Genomic DNA, 20,541 nt, shown 5'->3' with positions numbered 1-20,541 from the left:
ATGGACGCCAAACCGCGGAGCAGCGCATCGGTGCGGCCGTACCGGCAGCGCGCGCGTGCCGAGGCCGCAGGCCGGACTCGCGACGCCATCCTCGACGCCACCGTGGGCCTGGTCCTCGAGAAGGCGACGAGCGAGCTCTCGCTGGCAGACGTCGGCTCCCGCGCGGGGGTGAGCGTGCAGACCGTTCTGCGCCACTTCGGCACCCGTGAGGGGCTGTTGGATGCCGCGCTGGCCCACGGCAGCACGCTGATCGAAGCCGAACGACGGATCCCGTCGACCGACCTGCGCGCGGCGGTCGGCGTCCTGCTCGAGCACTATGAGCGGCGAGGCGACTCCGTCATCCGGCTGCTGGCGCAGGAGGCGTTCGACGAACGGATCGCGCAGATCACCTCGCAGGGCAAGCAGGTGCATCGGGAATGGGTGACGGACCTCGTCGCCAGAGCCAGGCCGGCGTGTCGTCGCGACGATGTCGTCGATCAGCTCGTCGTGGTCACCGACGTGTACGCCTGGAAGCTGCTCCGGCGCGATCGCGGGCTCTCCCGGGAGACGGCGGAGTCGCGGATCACCGACCTCGTGAGCGCAGTCCTGGCGGCGGCAGAGCAGCGCGCCGGATCGGAAGACGAGGAGACATCATGAGCCGGGTACTCATCGCCACGTTCGACGGTGGCGGCAACGTGCCGCCCGCCCTGCGCGTAGCCGTGGAGCTGCGCAGTCGTGGTCACGACGTCACCGTCCTCGGCCACCCGGGTCAACGCGATGCGATCGAGGCGGCCGGGGTCACCGCGCTGGCGTATCGGAACGTCCCGCCGTGGGATCCGGGAGCGGCTCGCGGCTCGATGAACTTCGCGCTGGCCTACCTCCGTCTGTTCACACACAGCGGTTTCGGCCGGGATCTGCGCGAGGCGATGAGCCGGAACAGGCCTGACGTCGTCGTCGTCGACGCCCTTCTTCCCTCTGCCATGAACGCCGCGGTCAGCTCCGGGACCCCGACCATCCTGCTGGTGCACACGGTGCTGTCGGCGATCCGAGGCATCGCCCGCGGCCCGGTCGGCGTGGTGGCTGCACGCAAGGGATTCTCGTTCTCGCGGGCGCTCCGCGCCGCTGATGCACTCATCGTCGCCTCGCCTGTCGAACTCGCCACCGGGCCGGCGCCCATGACCGCCCGCTACGTCGGACCGCTGTTCGGACCGGGGGAGGAATCACCGCCGGCCACGAATCCAGGCAGTCGCCGCATCCTCGTCAGTCTGTCGACGATCCACTACGCCGGAATGGAGCAGGTGCTGCAGACGCTCGTGGACGCCGTGGGTGAACTCGACGTCGAAGCCATCGTGACGACCGGACCCACGATCGATCCCGCCGACGTGCGCGCGCCGTCTCACGTCAGAGTGCTCAGGTCCGTTCCGCACTCCGAGGTGCTCGCGGATGCGGGGCTCGTGATCAGCCACGGCGGCCATGGCACCACCACCCGCGCGCTCACCGCGGGCGTGCCGGTGCTGGTGCGGCCGATGTCGGGCCTCGGCGACCACGTGTTCGTCGCCCGGGGCCTGGAGCACGCAGGAGCGGGGCGGCGGCTTCCCACCCGCGCATCCGCGCTCGAACTGACCGCTCTGATCGACGCGAGTCTGCGCGATGACGCGCTGAGGGCTCGTGCTCAGACCGTCGGCGAGCGACTGCGGCAGAGGGAGAGCGCCCGGTTGGCCGGCGACGCCGTCGAAGCCGCGATGACGTCCGCCGTGCGGGGGAGGCCCGCTGCCGCGTGACCCGCGAGGCTGCGCGCGCGGCCGCCTCCGACCGACCTCCTGACGGTGGCTCGTAGAATGGCAGGCATCATGACCACGCCCGCCGCAACTCCGACGCTCATCGCGCCCTCTCCGGCCGCGCTCGGCGTCGATGGCCGAGCCCGCACCTACGAGGTGCGCACCTTCGGATGCCAGATGAACGTCCACGATTCCGAGCGGCTCTCGGGTTCTCTCGAGAGCGCCGGCTACGTCCGCGCCGATGCCGGTGAAGAAGCCGACGTCGTGGTCATCAACACGTGCGCCGTGCGCGACAACGCCGCGGGCAAGCTGTACGGCACGCTCGGCCATCTGAAGTCGCGCAAGGACAAGCACGCCGGCATGCAGATCGCCGTGGGCGGATGCCTCGCGCAGATGGACAAGCAGACCGTCGTCGACAAGGCGCCGTGGGTCGACGTGGTCTTCGGCACCCACAACATGGGGTCACTGCCGAGCCTGCTCGAGCGCGCGCGGCACAACGGCGAGGCTGAGCTCGAGATCCTCGAATCGCTCGAGATCTTCCCGTCCACACTGCCGACCAAGCGCGACAGCGTCTACAGCGGCTGGGTGTCGATCTCGGTCGGCTGCAACAACACCTGCACGTTCTGCATCGTCCCCAGCCTGCGCGGCAAGGAGAAGGACCGCCGTCCCGGCGACATCCTCAACGAGATCCGGCTGCTCGTCGAAGACGGCGCGATGGAGGTCACCCTGCTCGGCCAGAACGTCAATTCCTACGGCGTCGAGTTCGGCGATCGTCAGGCGTTCGGCAAGCTGCTGCGCGCGGCGGGCGAGATCCCCGGTCTCGAGCGCATCCGCTTCACGAGCCCGCACCCGGCGGCTTTCACCGACGACGTGATCGATGCGATGGCCGAGACGCCGGCCGTCATGCCGCAGCTGCACATGCCGCTTCAGTCCGGGAGCGACCGGATCCTCAAGGCGATGCGCCGCTCGTACCGCAGCGAGAAGTTCCTCGGGATCCTCGACCGCGTGCGGGCCCGCATGCCCCACGCCGCGATCTCGACCGACATCATCGTCGGCTTCCCCGGCGAGACCGACGAGGACTTCGAAGACACGATGCGCGTCGTCGAGCAGGCCCGCTTCGCGACCGCCTTCACCTTCCAGTACTCCATCCGCGAGGGCACGCCCGCGGCGACCATGCCCGATCAGGTCCCCAAGCACATCGTGCAGGAGCGCTACGAGCGCCTCATCGCCCTCCAGGAGCGCATCTCGCTGGAAGAGAACCAGAAGCAGCTCGGTCGAGAGCTGCACGTCCTCGTCTCCACCGGTGAGGGCAAGAAGGATGCCGCCACCCACCGGCTGACGGGCCGGGCCGAAGACAACCGGCTCGTCCACTTCGAGCTGCCCGCCGGGTCCGCGGTGCCGCGTCCGGGTGATGTCGTCTCGGTCGTGGTGACGCACGCCGCGCCGTTCCATCTCCTGGCCGATGCGTCCGACGGCGCGCCGCTGCGCATCCGGCGGACGAAGTCGGGAGACGCGTGGGATCGCTCGCAGGCCGAGTCCTGCGCCGTGCCGGCGCCCGCCGGTGACGGGGCCGCGACCGGCGCGCCGCGAGCGGTGTCTCTCGGGCTGCCCACGTTGCGCATCGGCGTGTGACTCTCCCCGGGTCCACCCCGGCGGCACCGGCATCGGCGCCGCGCCTGTGGGCGATCGTCGGCGCCACCGGGACGGGGAAGACCGCCCTGTCGCTCGATCTCGCCGAGACCCTCGCCAGGCGGGGCCGACCGGCGGAGGTCGTGAACGCCGACGCCATGCAGCTGTATCGCGGGATGGACATCGGCACCGCGAAGCTTCCTGAAGCCGAGCGCCGCGGCATCCGTCACCATCTCTTCGATGTGCTGGAGGTCACCGAGGAGGCGGCCGTCGCCTGGTACCAGCAGGCAGCGCGCGACGCCATCGCAGACATCCATCGGAGGGACGCCGACGCGATCCTCGTCGGCGGATCGGGACTGTACGTGTCGGGCGTTCTCTACGACTTCCGCTTTCCGCCGCGCGACGAGACCGTGCGAGCGCGACTGGAGTCCGAGCTCGAGGCGCAGGGCCCGGGCGCGCTGTTCGCGCGGCTGCGCGAGCGCGACCCGGACACCGCCGGCCGCATCGACTCGCGCAACGGACGGCGCATCGTTCGCGCGCTGGAGGTGCTCGAGCTGGGGGAGCGCACGCACGGTGCCGCCCTTCCCGAAGCCCCCGAACTGTGGCACCACCAGACGCAGGTCTTCGACGTGTCCGTGCCGCGCGCCGACCTCGTGGCGCGCCTCGATGACCGCGTCGAGGCGATGTGGCGGGCCGGCCTGCTCGACGAGGTCCGGGCGCTCCGCGATCAGGGCTTGGAGGACGGCGTGACCGCGCGACGCGCGATCGGGTACGCGCAGGCACTCGCGCAGCTGTCCGGCGAGCTGACGGAGAGCGAGGCGATCGCCGAGACACAGGCGCTCACACGCCGCTACGCCCGACGCCAGGTGTCGTGGTTCAAGAGGTACGGCGGGGCGCACCGGATTTCGTCCGGAGCGGACGCGTCGGCACTGGCAGACTCGTGGGCATGACCGTCGACATCCGCCCCTTCGCCATCGCCGACACCGAAGACGTCATATCGCTCTGGCAGGCGACGGGCCTCACCCGGCCGTGGAACAACCCGCATCAGGACATCAACCGCAAGCTCTCCGTCCAGCCCGAGCTGTTCCTCGTCGCGGTCGCCGACGGCGCGATCGTCGGCTCGGTCATGGCGGGCTATGACGGCCACCGCGGCTGGCTGTACTACCTCGCGAGCGACCCCGCTCGTCGGGGCGAAGGGATCGGACGCCGACTCGTCGAGGCCGCCGAGGAGCGGCTGCTCGACATGGGATGCCCCAAGGTGCAGCTGATGGTACGTCCCGACAACAACACCGCCCGCGGCTTCTACGGGTCCCTCGGCTACGAGGCGTTCGAGACCTGGACGACCGGCAAGCGCCTGATCGCGGACTGACGGGGCGGATCGCGCGGCGCACGCCCGTAGACTTGAGCCATGCCGCAGACCGTCTCGTTCACCAAGGGTCACGGCACGGGGAACGACTTCGTCATCGTGCCCGACCCGGACGGCCGGCTGGAGCTGTCCGACGATCAGGTCGCCGTGCTCTGCGACCGGCGCTTCGGGATCGGCGCGGACGGCGTCCTGCGTGTGGTGCGTGCGGACTCGATCGACGAGGGCGCGGAGGCCGCGGCATCCGGAGCCGAGTGGTTCATGGACTACCGCAACGCCGACGGATCGGCCGCGGAGATGTGCGGCAACGGCATCCGCGTGTTCGCGCGGTACCTGATGGAGGTGGGCTGGGCGTCCCTCGATGCCGGCCCGCTGGCGATCGGCACACGCGCCGGGGTGAAGACGCTGACCCGCAGCGAGCTGGGCATCGAGGTCGACCTCGGGTCCTTCGCGATCGAGGACGGCGACGTGCTCGTGCGCGCCCGGGGAATCGGCGCGCCGCGGCCGGGCCTCGGCATCGACGTGGGAAACCCCCATGTCGTGGTGGCGCTGCCCGACACGCGCGAGCTCGACGGTCTCGACCTCAGCGCGCAGCCGCAGCTGCACCCCGAGCCGCGCCACGGCGCGAACGTCGAGTTCGTCGTGCCGGCCGACCCGCTCGTGCGCGACGGCGTCGGCTCCATCCGCATGCGGGTCTTCGAGCGTGGCGTCGGCGAGACGCTCAGCTGCGGAACGGGCGTCGCCGCGGCGGCGCTCGCCGTCCGGCACTGGGCGGGTCCCGCCGCCCCGGATCACTGGTCCGTCGACGTCCCCGGCGGAACGCTGGGCGTGCGGATGCCCGAGGTCGACGGCACGCGGCACGTGCTGCTGTCGGGCCCGGCGACGCTGGTCTACTCCGGCGAAGTCACGCTCGCCTGAGCTCAGACGCCTGAACGCAGCAGCCTGAACGCGGCGAGCAGTGGGTCGGGCGGCGCGGCGCCGTCACAGCTCGGGAAGCAGGATCGGCTCACTCGGGGGCGAGCCGTGACGCCGGACCCGCAGCACGCGGAATCCGCGGCCGGTCGCCGCTCGGTGCACGCTGAAGCCCTGTGCGAATGTCGCCGCCAGCCACCGCTGCAGCGAATCCGACCCGAGGTTGCGCTGCACGACCAGCCAGGCGTCCGACCGCTCGTCCAAGCGGGGGATCCACTGCTCCAGGAGTCCGTGCAGCTCATGCTTCCCGACGCGGATCGGCGGGTTGGAGCGAATGGTGCGGAACACGACATCGGCGGGAACATCGTCCGGCAGCGCCGCGTTGACGTTGTCGAGACCGAGCGCCTCGGCGTTCCGGCGCACCAGGTCGAGCGCACGTTCGTTCACGTCGACCGCCCAGACCGTGGCGTGCGGAGACTCGAGGGCCAGGGTCAGGGCGATCGGACCCCATCCGCAGCCGAGATCGAGGAGGTCTCCACCTGGCGGCGGCGGGGGAGTGTTCGACAGCAGCACCTGGGTGCCCGAATCCACGTGGTCGGGACTGAAAACCCCGCCCGCAGTCGTCAGCTCGAGGTCGCGACCCGCGAGCGTCACGCGGACGCGGCGCAGATTCTCGGCACTGGCGGGGGACGCACTGAAGTAGTGGTCATTCCCCATGGCTGACGAGCCTAGCGGAGGAGCTCCCGTCGGGGGAGCGCCAGCGAGACGAGAATCGCGGGGCGAGCCCCATAAGGCGGAGCGTAGAATTCACGGATGCCTCGAACCGGCCGATCGGCACGGAAAAGGCATCCCGAAAGGAACACATGACGGATACCACGAACCCCCAGAACGCGGACGAGACGCCGGTGGACCCGGTGGAACGTGTGCTGGCGCGCGCCGAGGCGCGCTCGGGGGTACGCGTCAGCACCTTCACAGACGGCGGCGCCGCGCAGGCGCTGCAGGACGACGCCACCGTCGAGCGGACCGACATCGACGGCGAGCAGTGGGACCGCGAAGAGCGAGCCGCCCTGCGCCGGGTGCCGGGGCTGTCGACCGAGCTCGAGGACGTCACCGAGGTCGAGTACCGGCAGCTGCGCCTCGAGAACGTGGTGCTGGTCGGCGTGCACGCTCAGGGAGAGACCGAGGACGCCGAGAACTCGCTGCGCGAGTTGTCGGCCCTGGCCGAGACCGCCGGAGCCGTCGTGCTCGACGGCGTCCTGCAGCGACGCCCGCATCCCGACCCGGCGACGTATGTCGGTCGCGGCAAGGCCGACGAGCTGCGCGACATCGTCGCGGCGGTCGGCGCCGACACCGTGATCGCCGACACCGAGCTGGCGCCGAGCCAGCGGCGTGCCCTCGAAGACGTCGTCAAGGTGAAGGTCATCGATCGCACCACGGTGATCCTCGACATCTTCAGCCAGCACGCCAAGAGCCGTGAGGGCAAGGCGCAGGTCGAGCTCGCGCAGCTCGAGTACCTCCTTCCCCGCCTGCGCGGGTGGGGCGAGTCGATGAGCCGTCAGGCCGGTGGCCAGGTCGGCGCCGGCGGCGCGGGCATGGGCTCGCGCGGGCCCGGTGAGACCAAGATCGAGCTCGACCGCCGTCGCATCCGAACGAAAATGGCGCAGCTGCGCCGCCAGATCCGCGACTTCTCCCCGGCACGCGAGGCGAAGCGGGCGGAGCGCAAGCGCAACACGGTCCCCTCGGTGGCGATCGCCGGCTACACCAACGCCGGCAAGTCCAGCCTGCTCAACCGGCTCACCAGTGCCGGCGTGCTCGTCGAGAACGCCCTGTTCGCGACGCTGGACGCGACGGTCCGCCGCTCCGAGACCGCCGACGGCCGCGTCTACACGCTGACCGACACCGTCGGGTTCGTGCGGAACCTGCCGCACCAGCTCGTCGAGGCCTTCCGGTCGACGCTCGAGGAGGTCGGCGATGCGGATGTGATCCTGCACGTCGTCGACGGATCCCACCCGGATCCGGCCGCCCAGCTCGCGACCGTGCGCGACGTCATCGGCGATGTCGGCGCGCGCGACATCCCCGAGCTCGTGGTCTTCAACAAGGCGGATCTCGTCGACGGCGACACCCGGTTGGTGCTGCGTGGCCTCGAGCCCAAGGCGGTGTTCGCGTCGTCGCGCACCGGTGAGGGCATCGAGGAGCTTCGCGCGGCGATCGAGGCGGCTCTGCCGCTTCCGGCGATCGAGGTGCACGCGCTCGTGCCCTACGATCGCGGCGACCTCGTCTCGGCGATCCACGAGCAGGGCATGATCCTGTCGCAGGAGCACGAGGAGGGCGGCACCGCGATCCGCGCGCGCGTCGGAGAGCACCTGGCGGCGCGCCTGGAGCCCTTCCTCCGCTAGTCGAGGTCGAGGGGCGGCACTCCGGGGGTCGGGAAGCCGAAGATCTGCCCGAGGAACGCCAGCTCGGCCTCCATCGTGCGGATGACCGTCTCGGCCCGACGGAATCCGTGACCCTCGCCCTCGAAGCCGAGGTAGGCGTGTCGCACGCCGTTCGTGACGAGTGCATCACGCACCGCCTCGGACTGCGAGGGAGGCACGACGAGGTCGTCGAGGCCCTGCTCGATGAGCAGTGGCGTCCGGAGGCGGTCCAGGTGCGACAGCGGTGACCGCTCGACGTAGAGCCACTCGGCGTCGGGCAGGGGACCGACCATGCCGTCGAGGTAGCGGGCCTCGAAGTCGTGGGTGTCGGCGGCGAGCCGGCGCAGGTCGGCGACGCCGTACCGGCTGATGCCGGCCCCGAAGACGTCGGACCTCGTGACGGCGCAGAGCACCGTCCAACCCCCCGCGGAACCTCCGGCGATCGCGAGGCGCGCCGGGTCGGCGATGCCGGCGTCTGCGAGACCGCGCGCCGCGGCGACGACGTCGTCCACGTCGACCACCCCCCACTGCCCGCGAAGCCGCTCGCGGTAGGCGCGGCCGTAGCCGCTCGAGCCTCCGTAGTTGACGTCGAGCACGCCGATTCCACGGCTGGTGAAGAACGCGATGCGGCCGGATGCCGCGCCCCCGACGTGATCGGTCGGTCCGCCGTGCACGAAGACGACGTACGGCGGACGCTCGTCCGCAGGGCCGGTGACCATGGGATTGGTGGGCGGGTAGTCGAAGGCGTGGACGGGTCCGTGCGGGCCGTCCACGGTGAAGCGCCGGGCGATCGGCATCCATTCCGCACCCCACGGTGAGGAGCCGCCGACGATCGCCCGCGCCTCGCCGGGGCGATCGACGTCGAGCTGCCACAGTCCGGCACCGGCGGAGCCCGCACCCGACACCAGCAGCTGAGTGCCTCGCACGTCTTCGATCGACAGGCGCGTCACGGCGTCGATCCGGAGGTCGCGTACGGTGCCGTCGGGGTCGATCACCACGAGCCGGTCCGAGCCGTGAGTGCGCACGGACACGATGCGGCCGTCGTCGAGGCGGGCGAACCAGCGGGGACCGAGCGACCACAGGGGGCCGCCGGTGTCGGCGTCGGCCGGCGCGACGGCCTCGTGCCGCAGGTCGGCGGTGAGCCGCATGCGCCACACGTTCCATCGACCCGACGGGTCGTCGCTGTAGAGCAGGTCCTCGTCGTCGATCCACACCGGCTGCAGCGGAGAGGAGGCGCCGCCGGCGACCGTCGTCCACTCCGCGACGACGCCGTCCTCGAGGCGCCCGATGCGCAGCTCGGCGCGGTCCCACGCCATGTCGGGATGGTTCCACGCGATCCACGCGAGATGCCCGCCGTCAGGAGACAGGGCGGGCTGGGCCACGAAATCGCTGTCGGCGACGAGCGGACGCACGGAGGAGGCAGCCCCAGGCCCGTGGCCGTCGGATGCGATCTCGACGACGTCACGCTCCGGCACATCCGCGTCGCCGTGGGCCTCGCGAACGGCCAGAAGCCGGCCGCCCTGCCACGTCAGGCCGCCGAATCGGACATCACCCGTCGAGGGCGTGATCGGCCGGGGCAGTTCGCCCGGGGCCAGGCGCCACACCCGCTGGTCTGTCTTCTCGACGAAGAACAGCACGCCGTCGTCCGACGTCGTCCACGAGCCGCCGCCGTACTCGTGCACGCGTGAGCGGGCATTCCACGGGGCCGCGATCACGTCTTCGACGGTCCCGGATGCCGTCATCCGGCGCACCGCGGTGCGGCCGCCTTCCACGGGCACGGACTCGCCCCACCACACCTCGTCGCCGACGAAGCGGGCGCCGTCCAGTCGGGAGGAGGCAGCCGACACGTCGGTCGCCGATACCGGCGAGGGCCACGACCCGTAGTTGAGGACCTGATCGGAAGGCGTCGTCACGTACACCACGGTACGGGGCCGCGGCGCGATCGGGTCCCGGCGAAACAGAAGGTCACAGGAAGGACCGGTCCGTTGACGCGCCGCTACCGTGGAGCAATCGTCGCCCGGTCGTCCGTGAGGACGCCCCCGAGAGATCGGGGCCGGGCAGGAGCGACAGCCGAGCCCGGCACCCGCCCGTTCGATACCCCACCGCCGATCCGGCAGGTGCGAGGTGTCACGGCCGCCCGGCCTCTGTCCGCCCACGATCACCGAGAAGCCCACCATGCCGATCGATCTGCGCATGCCCCCTGTGCCCGTCTCGTTCGAGGTCTACCCGCCTCGCTCCGAGGCCGGTGTCGCCGCGCTGCACGAGACCATCCGCCATCTGGCCCGCGTCGACCCGCGCTTCATCTCGGTGACCTACGGCGCCGGCGGCTCCACCGGTGGCCGATCCCTGGAGCTGCTGACCCACATCCTCCGCGAGACGCACATCGAGCCGCTCGCGCATCTCACCTGCGTCGGCAACACCTGGGCAGGAGCCGCGTCACTCATCCGCGAGTTCCTGGATGCCGGCATCACGAGCTTCCTCGCGCTGCGGGGCGATCCCCCGGAAGGACTGTCGGAGGACGACGCGTTCCTCGGTGATCTCGAGAGCGCCGCGCAGCTGGTGCAGCTGATCGATCGTGTGCAGGCCGAGCGTGCGCCGTACACCGAGGCGCCCATTCCGGGAGTGCCGGGCGCGGTGCGCGTCGAGCGTCGACGTTCCGTCGACATCGCGGTGGCGGCTTTTCCCAACGGGCATCCGCGGTCGCGGCACGCGAGCGAGCACATCGACGCGCTGCTGGCGAAGGAGGCGGCGGGCGCCACCCTGGCCATCTCGCAGCTGTTCTTCCACGCCGACGACTACCTCGGTTTCGTGCAGCGTTCCCGCGACTCGGGTGTGACGCTCCCGATCCTCCCCGGGATCATGCCGGTGACCTCGCCCACACGGCTGCGCCGAGTGCTCGAGCTCACCGGCGAACCCCTGCCCGCGCAGCTGGCGATCGGGCTCGAGATCGAGCCGACGTCCGAGGGGCAGCACGAGTTCGGCGTGGCGTACGCGGCTCAGCTCGCCCGTGACGTCGTCGCGGGCGGTGCGCCCGGCGTGCACCTCTACGCGTTCAACAACCACGACACGGTCCTCGCGGTGCTCCGCGAGGCCGGGATCCTCACCCATCCGCGCCAGAAGGAGGCCGCACGATGACCACCCCTCGCCCACATTCCGAGTCACACCCTCCGTTCCCGCAGGGGACGATTCTCGGCTACCCCCGAATCGGCCCGCGCCGTGAGCTGAAGCGCGCGGTCGAGGCGCACTGGGCCGGCCGCCTCGACGCCGACGGCCTGGAGCAGATCGCCGGCGGCCTGCGCCGCGCCACCCGCGAACGGCTGGCGGCGCTCGGCCTCGGCCGCGGAGACTCGTCGATCCCCGAGACGTTCTCGTTCTACGACCAGGTACTGGATGCCGCCGCCACCGTCGGCGCCCTGCCGGCGCGCTTCGCCGAGCCGGCCGACGGCCGCCGGTGCGGAGCCGCGGCCGAGCTCGACGCCTACTTCACAGCCGCGCGCGGAGCCGGCGAGCATGCGCCGCTCGAGATGACGAAGTGGTTCGACACGAACTACCACTACCTCGTCCCCGAGATCGGTCCCGAGACGGCGTTCGCCCTGTCCAGCGATCGCCTGGTGCGCCAGGTGGCCGAGGCCAAGGCCGACGGCTACACGGTCCGGCCCGTCGTCGTCGGCCCGGTGACGCTCCTGGCCTTGGCCAAGCCGACGGATGTGGCCGGACCGGGCTTCGACCCCCTCAGCCGGCTGGAGGATCTGCTGCCGGTGTATGCACAGCTTCTCGCCGCGCTGCGCGCTGCCGGGACGGAGTGGGTGCAGCTCGATGAGCCGGCCCTGGTGAGCGAGAGCCTTCCCGCCTCACCCGGCCGCCTCGCCGACGCCGCCACCCGGGCCTATGACGTGCTCGGCCACGCCGCCAGTCGACCCGCGATCCTCGTCGCCGCCCCCTACGCGCAGCTGTCCGCGGAGGCGTGGACCGCGCTCGCCGCTTCACCCGTCGAGGGACTCGCGCTCGACCTCACCCGCGGCGCGATCCCCGCTGCCGTGCCGGGGCTGGCGGACAAGACGCTCGTCGGAGGCGTGGTGGACGGGCGCAACATCTGGCGGGGCGACCTCGAGAACGCGTGGCACAAGCTCGAGCAGCTTCGCGCGCTCGGCGCGGGTGCCGTCGCGGCCGGCACGTCGACCTCACTGCAGCACGTTCCTCACGACGTCGCGGACGAGCCCGATCTCGCACCGCGTCTGGCGACGTGGCTGGCATTCGCCGATCAGAAGACCGCGCAGGTGGCCGCGCTCGCCAGAGGCCTGGCAGAGGGACGTCCGTCGATCGAGGCCGAGCTGGACGAGGCATCCGCCGCACTCGTGGACCGCCGCAGTGCTCCCGGCGTGCGCGACGGCGCAGTGCGCGATCGCGCCGCTGCGCTGCGGGAGGAGGATTTCGCGCGCGGCGACTATGAGGACCGCGTCGCCGCCCAAGACGCAGCCCTCGGTCTGCCGGTGCTGCCGACCACGACGATCGGATCGTTCCCGCAGACCGGCGACATCCGCCGTGCCCGAGCCCGCCACACGGCGGGAGAGCTCGCCAGTGGCGAGTACGAGGGATTCCTGCGCGATGAGATCGCGCGGGTCGTCGAGCTCCAGGAGAGGATCGGGCTGGATGTGCTGGTGCACGGCGAGGCCGAGCGCAACGACATGGTGCAGTACTTCGCCGAGCACCTCGACGGGTTCGCCGTGACACGCAACGGCTGGGTGCAGTCGTACGGCTCCCGGGCCACCCGTCCGTCCATCCTGTGGGGCGACGTGGCGCGTCCGGCGCCGATCACCGTCGCCTGGTCGACGTTCGCGCAGTCGCTCACCGACAAGCCCATGAAGGGCATGCTGACCGGACCGGTGACGATACTGGCGTGGTCGTACGTGCGCGACGACCAGCCCCTCGCCGACACCGCGAACCAGGTGGCGCTCGCGCTGCGTGACGAGATCACCGACCTCGAGGCGGCCGGCATCGGCGTCATCCAGGTCGACGAGCCGGCGCTGCGGGAGCTGCTTCCCCTGAAAAAGGCCGACCAGCCGACCTACCTCGACTGGTCCGTGGGCTCATTCCGGCTCGCGACGGCCGGAGCCGCCGTGGCCACCCAGGTGCACACGCATCTGTGCTACTCCGAGTTCGACGTCGTCATCGATGCGATCGCCGCTCTCGACGCCGACGTCACGTCCATCGAGGCGGCACGCAGCCGCGGAGAGGTGATCGGCGACATCGCCGCCTCCGGCTTCGCGCACGGCGTCGGACCCGGCGTCTACGACATCCACTCGCCGCGCGTGCCGTCGGTCGCCGAGCTCACCGAACTGCTCGACAGGGCCGTCGCCGAGCTGCCGGTGCGCCGTGTCTGGGTGAACCCGGACTGCGGTCTCAAGACGCGCGGCTATGACGAGACGGTGACGTCACTGCGCAACCTCGTCGAGGCGGCGCGGGTCGTGCGCGAGAACGTCGAGGTCCCGGTCTAGGAGCGAGGTACGACGGATGCCGCGGCCGCTGGGGTCGCGGCATCCGCTGTCGCTCCCTGAGGTCTCACCTCGTCTGCTGCGTCCGAGAGGGCGGGGTCTGCGACGCTGTCGTCAGGACGGCGCTGCAGCAGCTCGGTGACCCACCAGACCACCAGCCACACCACGAGCACCAGGAACACCTCGCCCACGCTCAGCGGACGCAGCAGCATCAGCCAGGTGACGGCGAGAACGCCCAGGACGAGGCGCACCAGCAGCCGCTGCGCGTACAACCACGCCCCGACCCGTCCCGTGTCGATGCCGCGCTCGAGCGCAGCGCCCCGCAGCCCCGCGTTGACCGACGAGACTCCGGCGCGCGCGGCGCGCGCGCCTCGCCAACGCCCCGACGTCCACGCGATCACGGCGATGACCAGCCCGATGAGCGTCAGCACCACCGCGGTGTCGCGCATCGCACGCGTGACCTGCTCGTAGATCGCCCCGAGAGCCCCCGACGACACGCCGAGGCTCGGAGCGCTCAGCTGCAGGACCGAACCGGCGATGGCCAGCCCGATCGCGAGCACGCCGCTGCCGAGGGCGATGCCGGCTCCGGCGCCGAGCACCGCGGTGGAGCGCCGGCGCGCGATCAGGATGCCCGCCACGAAGAGCACGAGCGCGACGATCGGCGTCCACCAGCCCACCGACACCGCCAGGTTGTAGACGGTGCCCACGAGAGTGAGAGCATCGCTCTGAGCGACGACGATCGTCCTGTCGATCACCGGGATCGAGGACGCGAATCCGATGCCGCGCTCGACGAGCCGCTCCTTGACCTCTTCGATGACGGGTCCGAGCTGGATGCCCAGCTCGCCGCCCTCGCCGATGACCACCGCACCGCTGGAGGTGCCGCCCGCGGCCACCGCCGCGAGGGATCGGTGGCTCGCCTGCAGCGCCGTCTCCCAGACATCGGCGAACGCGTCGGATTGCACGAGCCGGGTGACGGCGGTGTCGACGAGGCCCTGCAGGCCCTGCACCGCGGGGGTGCGCAGCAGATCCAGCGCGGTCAGGGCGCGCGGCGGAAGATCCAGCTGCTGGAGGCCGTCGAACAGGTCGTTGGTGACGCCTTCGAGATCGACGGCGTCCTCCAGCGCGAGGATCACCTGGTCCGCCACCAGCGTCTGGACCGCCGGATCATCGGCCAGGGGCGCGAAGGTCTCGACGAACCGGGTCTCTTCCACGAGCTCGACCCGCGCCCACGCCGCGACGATCGAGACCGGGACGAGGATCGTGGCGATCACGATGCACAGAGCCGACAGGAAGGCGCGCCAGCGGCTGCCGCCCGGCCGGTCCTTCCCGACGGTCGGCGGCTCCGAGGCCCCGGCTGTCGAGAGGTCGCGCAATCGCGCATTCTCTGCCTCGAGCGCCTCAAGGCGAGCGAGCAGAGCGTCGTGGGAGGTCGTGCTCGCGTCGGCGGTCATAACCCCCTTATAGCGGGGAAGCGCGCGGCCCGCTAGAAGGGTCGTCGCGGGGTCGCTCGGCGTCGGTGCGTCGGCGGGACGGAGAGGTCGGCGCTCAGACGGTGCGCAGGACGGCCACGACCTTGCCCAGCACCGTGGCGTCGTCGCCCAGGATCGGCTCGAACGCCGAGTTGCGGGGGAGCAGCCACGTGTGGCCGTCGCGCTGGCGGAACGTCTTGACCGTCGCCTCGTCGTCGAGCATCGCGGCGACGATGTCGCCGTTCTCGGCGGTCGCCTGCGAGCGCACCACCACCCAGTCGCCGTCGCAGATCGCGGCATCGATCATCGACTCGCCCGAGACCTTCAGCATGAACAGGTCGCCCTTGCCGACGAGCTGGCGCGGCAGCGGGAAGATCTCCTCCACCTGCTGCTCGGCCGTGATCGGCACGCCGGCGGCGATGCGGCCCACCAGCGGGACGAGGGCCGCGTCGCCCACGGTCGGCGCCGAATCGGCGGGACTCTCGGTCGCGGTGCCGGGCAGGTCGATCAGCACCTCCATGGCGCGCGTCTTCCCGGCGTCGCGGCGCAGATAACCGCTCAGCTCGAGCTGGTTCAGCTGGTGCGTCACGCTGGACAGCGACTTCAGGCCCACCGCGTCGCCGATCTCGCGCATGCTCGGCGGATAGCCGTGACGTGCGATAGAGCGCTGGATCACCTCGAGGATCGCGAGCTGCTTGTCGCTGAGGCTCTTGCGCCGCCGTGTCTGGGGCTTGTCCCTCGCGTCGCTCATGTTCCGGCTCCCGTCTCGCGCTCCGCCGTCGGGCACGTTTTCTTCGAATGTCGGAGGCCCGTGGTGGGGTTCTCGTATCGAAACCGTATCCGGGATCGACGCACGGAGGGAACAACCCCGCCGCGTGTCGCGTTCGAGAGAACGACCCGGGTCCGGTGCCTTGACACCTCAGAATATCGAAGATAGCTTCGGAAGAGAGGTTCGGATCCGCCGCTCCCGGCCGAGCGGCGGATGCGAATCTCTCACCCGGCGAAGCTGTCGTCACAGAAGGAGCAGAAATGACCGCGATCGGAATCTCGGCGCCCGTCCTTCCTTCGGTGCGCCCGACCCGCATCCGGCTCACCGTTCGCGGCCGCCGCGTCTTGGCGTTCCTGGCGGCACTGCCGGCCATCGCGGCGCTCAGCATCGCGGTGATCAGCGGAGGCACCGCCCTCGCGTCGCGCGACGACGGCGCTCCTTCCGGTTCGTTCACGACGGTCAGCGTCGGTGCCGGCGAGTCGCTGTGGTCGATCGCCGAAGAGGTCGCTCCGGGTCACGACCCGCGCGACGTCGTCGACGCCATCGTCCGGCTGAACGCTCTCGACGGGGCGACGGTGTGGGCGGGGCAGAACCTCGCCATCCCCACCGAGTACGCGACCGTCCCCTGAGCCCGCGCCTCGCCGGACGGCACCCGACCGCCCGTACCATGGGAGGGGTGAGTGCTCGTCTCGAAGACCTTCCCCTCCGCCCCGACCTCCGGGGTCAGGAGCCGTACGGCGCTCCTCAGGCGCCGCTGCCGGTGGCGCTGAACGTCAACGAGAACACCCACCCGGTGCCGCAGGAGGTCGCCGACGACATCCTCGATTCGATCGCCCTGGCGCTGCGCGAGGTCAATCGCTACCCCGACCGTGAGTTCACGGCGCTGCGCGAGGGCTTCGCCGAATATCTCGGTCACGGACTCACCCGCGACCAGATCTGGGCCGCGAACGGATCCAACGAGGTGCTGCAGCACATTCTGCAGGCCTTCGCCGGGCCTGGCCGGAGGGCGTTCGGGTTCGGGCCGACCTATTCGATGTACCCCCTCCTCACCCGCGGCACCGGCGCCGAGTGGGTCGAGGGAGTGCGCGGGGCCGATTTCAGCGTCGGCGCCCAGGACGCGGCATCCCAGGTCGCTGATGCCGCACCGGATGTGGTCTTCCTGTGCTCTCCGAACAACCCGACCGGCACGCCCATGCGCCTCGATGTCGTCGAGGCGGTGTACGAGGCGACCGACGGCATCGTGATCGTGGACGAGGCGTACCACGAGTTCGCGCCGCGGGATGAGCGCTCGGCGCTGACGCTGCTGCGGGGTAGAGAGCGGCTGGTGGTGTCGCGCACCATGAGCAAGGCGTTCGCGTTCGCAGGTGCGCGAGTGGGCTACCTCGCCGCCGACCCGGTCTTCATCGACGCGCTGCGGCTCGTGCGCCTCCCGTATCACCTCAGCGCCCTCACCCAGGCGGCAGCGACGGCGGCGCTCCGCCACTCTCCCGTCATGCTCGGGATGGTGGACGAGATCGTCGCCCAGCGCGACCGCATCTCGGCGACCGTCGAGGCTCTGGGATACACCGCCCATGAGTCGTGGTCGAACTTCGTCCTGTTCGGCGACGTCGACGAGCCCGCCGCGACGTGGCGCGCACTCTACGACGCGGGCGTGCTCATCCGCGATGTCGGCATCCCTCGCCACCTGCGTGTCACCGCGGGGACGGACGACGAGACCACCGCGTTCCTCGACGCCCTCGCCTCGGTAGGATCGGCCGCATGAGCGCAGCACCCAGAACCGCGTCGCTTCGGCGGGCGACGAGCGAATCCACCGTCGAGCTCGAGCTCGATCTCGACGGCACCGGGCGCAGCCGGATCGACACGACGGTGCCGTTCTTCGACCACATGCTCACCGCCTTCGCGAAGCACTCGCTCACCGACCTGACCGTCCGCGCCTCGGGCGACACCGACATCGACGCCCACCACACGGTGGAAGACATCTCGATCGTGCTCGGCCAGGCGATCCGCGAGGCCCTCGGCGACAAGTCGGGCATCTCCCGCTACGGCGATGCGCTCGTCCCTCTCGACGAGGCCCTCGCGCAGGCCGTCGTCGACATCAGCGGCCGTCCGTACCTCGTCCACGACGGCGAGCCGACGGGCTTCGAGCACCACCTCATCGGCGGTCATTTCACCGGCTCGCTGGTGCGGCACACTTTCGAGGCGATCTCATTCAACGCCGCTCTCACTGTGCACGTGAGGGTGCTCGCCGGCCGCGACCCGCACCATATCGCCGAAGCGGAATACAAGGCCTTCGCGCGCGCGTTCCGTCAGGCGAAGGCTCTCGATCCGCTCGTGGAGGGAGTCCCGAGCACGAAGGGAGCACTGTGACCGACACCTCGTCGACCGGCGGTGCGACGACCGAAGACGGCGGCCGGCCGCTCGTCGCGGTTCTGGACTACGGTTCGGGCAACGTCCACTCGGCGGTCAAGGCGCTGGCCGCGGCCGGAGCGGACGCGATACTCACGAAGGATCGCGGCCTCGTGATGGACGCCGACGGCCTCGTGGTTCCCGGCGTGGGCGCGTTCCGCGCCGTGGCCGAGGCGCTGCGCGCCAGTCGCGGCGACGAGCTCATCGAGCGCCGGCTCGCGGGCGGGCGCCCGGTGCTCGGAATCTGCGTGGGCATGCAGGTGCTCTTCGAGCGCGGCGTCGAGCGCGGGGTCGACACCGAGGGCCTCGGCGAGTGGCCGGGCGTCGTCGGTGAGCTCGATGCTCCGGTGCTGCCGCACATGGGTTGGAACACGGTGGATCCCGGCGAGGGCTCGCGGCTGTTCCGCGGCATCGAGGACGAGCGGTTCTACTTCGTGCACTCCTTCGGGGCACAGCAATGGCTGCTCGACGTCCAGCCGCCGTTCCCGCAGCCGGTCGTCACGTGGTGCACCTATGGCGCGCCGTTCCTCGCAGCGGTGGAGAACGGGCCGCTGTCGGCGACGCAGTTCCACCCCGAGAAGTCGGGGGAGGCCGGCATCCGTCTGCTCTCCAATTGGATCGGCGGGCTTCGCGGGGCTACTCTCTGAGATCGTGCCGTCTGCGGGGGCGCGCGTTCGTGTGATCCTCCCGCATCGCTCGCAATCAGCCAGGGAGCCATGAACGATTTCGCGTCCACGCCCAAGCTCGTCCTCCTGCCCGCCGTCGACGTCGCCGACGGCAAGGCCGTTCGTCTGACCCAGGGGGAGGCCGGCACCGAGACCAGCTACGGCGATCCGGTCGACGCGGCGCTCGACTTCGCGCGTCAGGGCGCGGAGTGGATCCACCTCGTCGACCTCGACGCGGCCTTCGGGCGCGGAAGCAACGCGGGCGTCCTGCGCAAGGTGATCAAGCAGGTACGCGGCGTGCAGGTGGAGCTGTCCGGAGGCATTCGCGACGATCGCACCCTCGAGGCGGCCCTCGAGAGCGGTGCGGCGCGCATCAATCTGGGCACCGCAGCGCTCGAGAACCCCGAGTGGGCGGCCGACGTGATCGGCCGGTACGGCGACGTGATCGCGGTGGGACTCGACGTGCGCGGCACGACCCTTGCGGCGCGCGGCTGGACCCGCGAGGGCGGCGACCTGTGGACGGTGCTGGATCGGCTCGAGTCGGCCGGGTGCAGCCGGTACGTCGTCACCGACGTCACCAAGGACGGCACGCTCCAGGGGCCCAACCTCGAGCTTCTTCGCGAGCTGACCTCGCGGACGCCGAAGCCGATCGTGGCGTCGGGCGGCGTCTCGAGCCTGGACGACCTCATCGCCCTGCGCGATCTCGTCCCGCTCGGCGTCGAAGGCGTGATCGTGGGCAAGGCCCTCTACGCCGGGGAGTTCACGCTCGCCGAGGCGCTGGATGTCGCCGGATACTGACCCGCACGACCACCACCACGCCGGCCACGGCGGGGATTCCGCCGGCGTGCCGTGGGAAGGTCGCAGCTTCCAGGCCAACCCGCACTCCGCCGACGACGGCTCTGCCGACCCGACGCTGCTGGCCGCGGTGACGGCGTTCCGGGCTGGCGTGGGGCGCCAGCAGGACGTCGTCGACGCGTATCGTTCGGCGCGCCTGCTGATCCCCCTGCTCGCCGAGAAGGGCGACGAGGGCGTCGGTGCGCACGGCCTCGCCGTGGACAAGACGCAGGAGCTCTCGATCGTGACGGTGGCGGCGCCCGATGGCCGGCGCGTGCTCCCGGTGTTCTCATCCGTCGAGACGATGGGACGATGGGATGCCTCGGCCCGGCCCGTTCCCGCGGACGGCGTCCGCACCGCGCTGGCGGCGGCGGCCGACGACACCGATCTGATCGTGCTCGACCCGGGCTCGCCGACCGAGTTCGTGCTGCGCCGTCCCGCGGTCTGGGCGATCGGTCAACAGCAGCCCTGGGAGCCGAGCTTCGTCTCACCGCAGGTGTTCGCCGGCCTGCACGAGAGCATCGGCGGCGAATTGGCGGTGATCGATCTCAGCGTCGAGGCGGGGGATCCCGACGCGCGTCTGCGCGGTCCCGAGTTGATCGTGCGCCTGCACCTGATGGAGGGGCTCGAGCAGGTCGAGCTCGATGCCGTGCTGGCGCGGCTCGCCAAGCGCTGGGCCGCCGACGACCGGATCGCCGTGCTCGTGGACTCGCTGACGATCAAGCTCGTTCGAGCCTGAGCCGTCCCGAGGTATCGCGCGCCCTGCCGGCCACTCCTGATCAGCGTGTGCCGCAACCGGACGCCCTTGCGACCGGACGCCCCGCGGCGGAT

General features: G+C 71.0%; 19 protein-coding genes. 15 read left to right on the top strand and 4 right to left on the bottom strand.

Features of this window, described 5'->3' with window-relative positions; translation table 11 throughout:
* The 6 genes from WYM_RS09300 (at window position 1) to dapF (ending at window position 5,667) form a co-directional block, all read left to right on the top strand.
* A complete protein-coding gene (locus WYM_RS09300; RefSeq protein ID WP_019180561.1) occupies window positions 1-636 on the top strand; it encodes a TetR/AcrR family transcriptional regulator in 636 nt (211 codons plus the stop codon).
* Entirely contained in the window at window positions 633-1,760 is a 1,128-nt protein-coding gene (locus tag WYM_RS09295; RefSeq protein WP_019180560.1) for a glycosyltransferase, read from the top strand. Before WYM_RS09300 ends, WYM_RS09295 begins: the two co-directional genes overlap by 4 nt.
* Window positions 1,761-1,829: 69 nt before the next feature.
* The gene (gene miaB / locus WYM_RS09290) at window positions 1,830-3,389 is read left to right on the top strand and encodes a tRNA (N6-isopentenyl adenosine(37)-C2)-methylthiotransferase MiaB (protein WP_026059695.1); all 1,560 of its coding nucleotides are present in this window, start codon (window positions 1,830-1,832) and stop codon (window positions 3,387-3,389) included.
* A complete protein-coding gene (gene miaA, locus WYM_RS09285) occupies window positions 3,386-4,336 on the top strand; it encodes a tRNA (adenosine(37)-N6)-dimethylallyltransferase MiaA (protein WP_019180558.1) in 951 nt (316 codons plus the stop codon). The genes miaB and miaA overlap by 4 nt, the downstream gene beginning before the upstream one ends.
* Window positions 4,333-4,755 carry a GNAT family acetyltransferase gene (locus WYM_RS09280; protein WP_026059693.1) on the top strand — a complete coding sequence of 141 codons (423 nt, stop codon included), beginning with the start codon at window positions 4,333-4,335 and terminating at the stop codon, window positions 4,753-4,755. Before miaA ends, WYM_RS09280 begins: the two co-directional genes overlap by 4 nt.
* 39 nt (window positions 4,756-4,794) lie before the next feature.
* Window positions 4,795-5,667: a diaminopimelate epimerase gene (gene dapF, locus WYM_RS09275; RefSeq protein WP_019180556.1), complete on the top strand. Its 873-nt coding sequence runs from the start codon at window positions 4,795-4,797 to the stop codon at window positions 5,665-5,667.
* A gap of 63 nt (window positions 5,668-5,730) precedes the next feature.
* Here dapF and WYM_RS09270 read toward each other — a convergent pair whose 3' ends face one another.
* Window positions 5,731-6,378, bottom strand: a complete 648-nt coding sequence (locus tag WYM_RS09270) for a class I SAM-dependent methyltransferase (protein WP_019180555.1) — start codon at window positions 6,376-6,378, stop codon at window positions 5,731-5,733.
* 146 nt (window positions 6,379-6,524) lie between these two features.
* Between WYM_RS09270 and hflX the strand changes: the two genes are divergently transcribed.
* Entirely contained in the window at window positions 6,525-8,057 is a 1,533-nt protein-coding gene (hflX, locus tag WYM_RS09265; protein ID WP_019180554.1) for a GTPase HflX, read from the top strand.
* Here the strand turns inward: hflX and WYM_RS09260 are convergent.
* Window positions 8,054-9,997, bottom strand: a complete 1,944-nt coding sequence (locus tag WYM_RS09260; protein WP_019180553.1) for a prolyl oligopeptidase family serine peptidase — start codon at window positions 9,995-9,997, stop codon at window positions 8,054-8,056. The two genes, hflX and WYM_RS09260, sit on opposite strands and share 4 nt — an antisense overlap.
* 253 nt (window positions 9,998-10,250) lie before the next feature.
* Between WYM_RS09260 and WYM_RS09255 the strand changes: the two genes are divergently transcribed.
* Both WYM_RS09255 and metE read left to right on the top strand, forming a co-directional pair.
* Window positions 10,251-11,210: a methylenetetrahydrofolate reductase gene (locus WYM_RS09255; RefSeq protein ID WP_019180552.1), complete on the top strand. Its 960-nt coding sequence runs from the start codon at window positions 10,251-10,253 to the stop codon at window positions 11,208-11,210.
* Window positions 11,207-13,570, top strand: coding sequence for a 5-methyltetrahydropteroyltriglutamate--homocysteine S-methyltransferase (gene metE, locus WYM_RS09250; RefSeq protein WP_019180551.1), 2,364 nt, complete (start codon window positions 11,207-11,209; stop codon window positions 13,568-13,570). The genes WYM_RS09255 and metE overlap by 4 nt, the downstream gene beginning before the upstream one ends.
* Here metE and WYM_RS19800 read toward each other — a convergent pair.
* Window positions 13,567-15,018 (bottom strand): hypothetical protein, encoded by a 1,452-nt coding sequence (locus WYM_RS19800; protein ID WP_019180550.1) that lies wholly within the window; start codon window positions 15,016-15,018, stop codon window positions 13,567-13,569. The two genes, metE and WYM_RS19800, sit on opposite strands and share 4 nt — an antisense overlap.
* Before the next feature lie 94 nt (window positions 15,019-15,112).
* Window positions 15,113-15,787, bottom strand: coding sequence for a transcriptional repressor LexA (lexA, locus tag WYM_RS09240; RefSeq protein WP_019180549.1), 675 nt, complete (start codon window positions 15,785-15,787; stop codon window positions 15,113-15,115).
* A gap of 278 nt (window positions 15,788-16,065) precedes the next feature.
* Between lexA and WYM_RS09235 the strand changes: the two genes are divergently transcribed.
* The 6 genes from WYM_RS09235 (at window position 16,066) to WYM_RS09210 (ending at window position 20,449) form a co-directional block, all read left to right on the top strand.
* Complete coding sequence (locus WYM_RS09235; protein ID WP_019180548.1) at window positions 16,066-16,434, top strand: LysM peptidoglycan-binding domain-containing protein; 369 nt, start codon at window positions 16,066-16,068, stop codon at window positions 16,432-16,434.
* 38 nt (window positions 16,435-16,472) lie between these two features.
* Window positions 16,473-17,567 carry a histidinol-phosphate transaminase gene (locus WYM_RS09230; protein ID WP_192813733.1) on the top strand — a complete coding sequence of 365 codons (1,095 nt, stop codon included), beginning with the start codon at window positions 16,473-16,475 and terminating at the stop codon, window positions 17,565-17,567.
* Entirely contained in the window at window positions 17,564-18,172 is a 609-nt protein-coding gene (hisB, locus tag WYM_RS09225) for an imidazoleglycerol-phosphate dehydratase HisB (protein ID WP_019180546.1), read from the top strand. The genes WYM_RS09230 and hisB overlap by 4 nt, the downstream gene beginning before the upstream one ends.
* Window positions 18,169-18,858 carry an imidazole glycerol phosphate synthase subunit HisH gene (gene hisH / locus WYM_RS09220; RefSeq protein WP_019180545.1) on the top strand — a complete coding sequence of 230 codons (690 nt, stop codon included), beginning with the start codon at window positions 18,169-18,171 and terminating at the stop codon, window positions 18,856-18,858. The genes hisB and hisH overlap by 4 nt, the downstream gene beginning before the upstream one ends.
* A gap of 69 nt (window positions 18,859-18,927) precedes the next feature.
* Entirely contained in the window at window positions 18,928-19,674 is a 747-nt protein-coding gene (priA, locus tag WYM_RS09215) for a bifunctional 1-(5-phosphoribosyl)-5-((5-phosphoribosylamino)methylideneamino)imidazole-4-carboxamide isomerase/phosphoribosylanthranilate isomerase PriA (RefSeq protein ID WP_019180544.1), read from the top strand.
* A complete protein-coding gene (locus tag WYM_RS09210; RefSeq protein ID WP_019180543.1) occupies window positions 19,658-20,449 on the top strand; it encodes an SseB family protein in 792 nt (263 codons plus the stop codon). The genes priA and WYM_RS09210 overlap by 17 nt, the downstream gene beginning before the upstream one ends.
* Window positions 20,450-20,541 lie beyond the last annotated feature (92 nt).

The organism is Microbacterium yannicii PS01, assembly GCF_000304335.1.
GTDB lineage: Bacteria > Actinomycetota > Actinomycetes > Actinomycetales > Microbacteriaceae > Microbacterium > Microbacterium yannicii_A.
The sequence above is the reverse complement of the archived record's forward strand: the minus strand, read 5'-3'. Positions and strand labels throughout refer to the sequence as shown.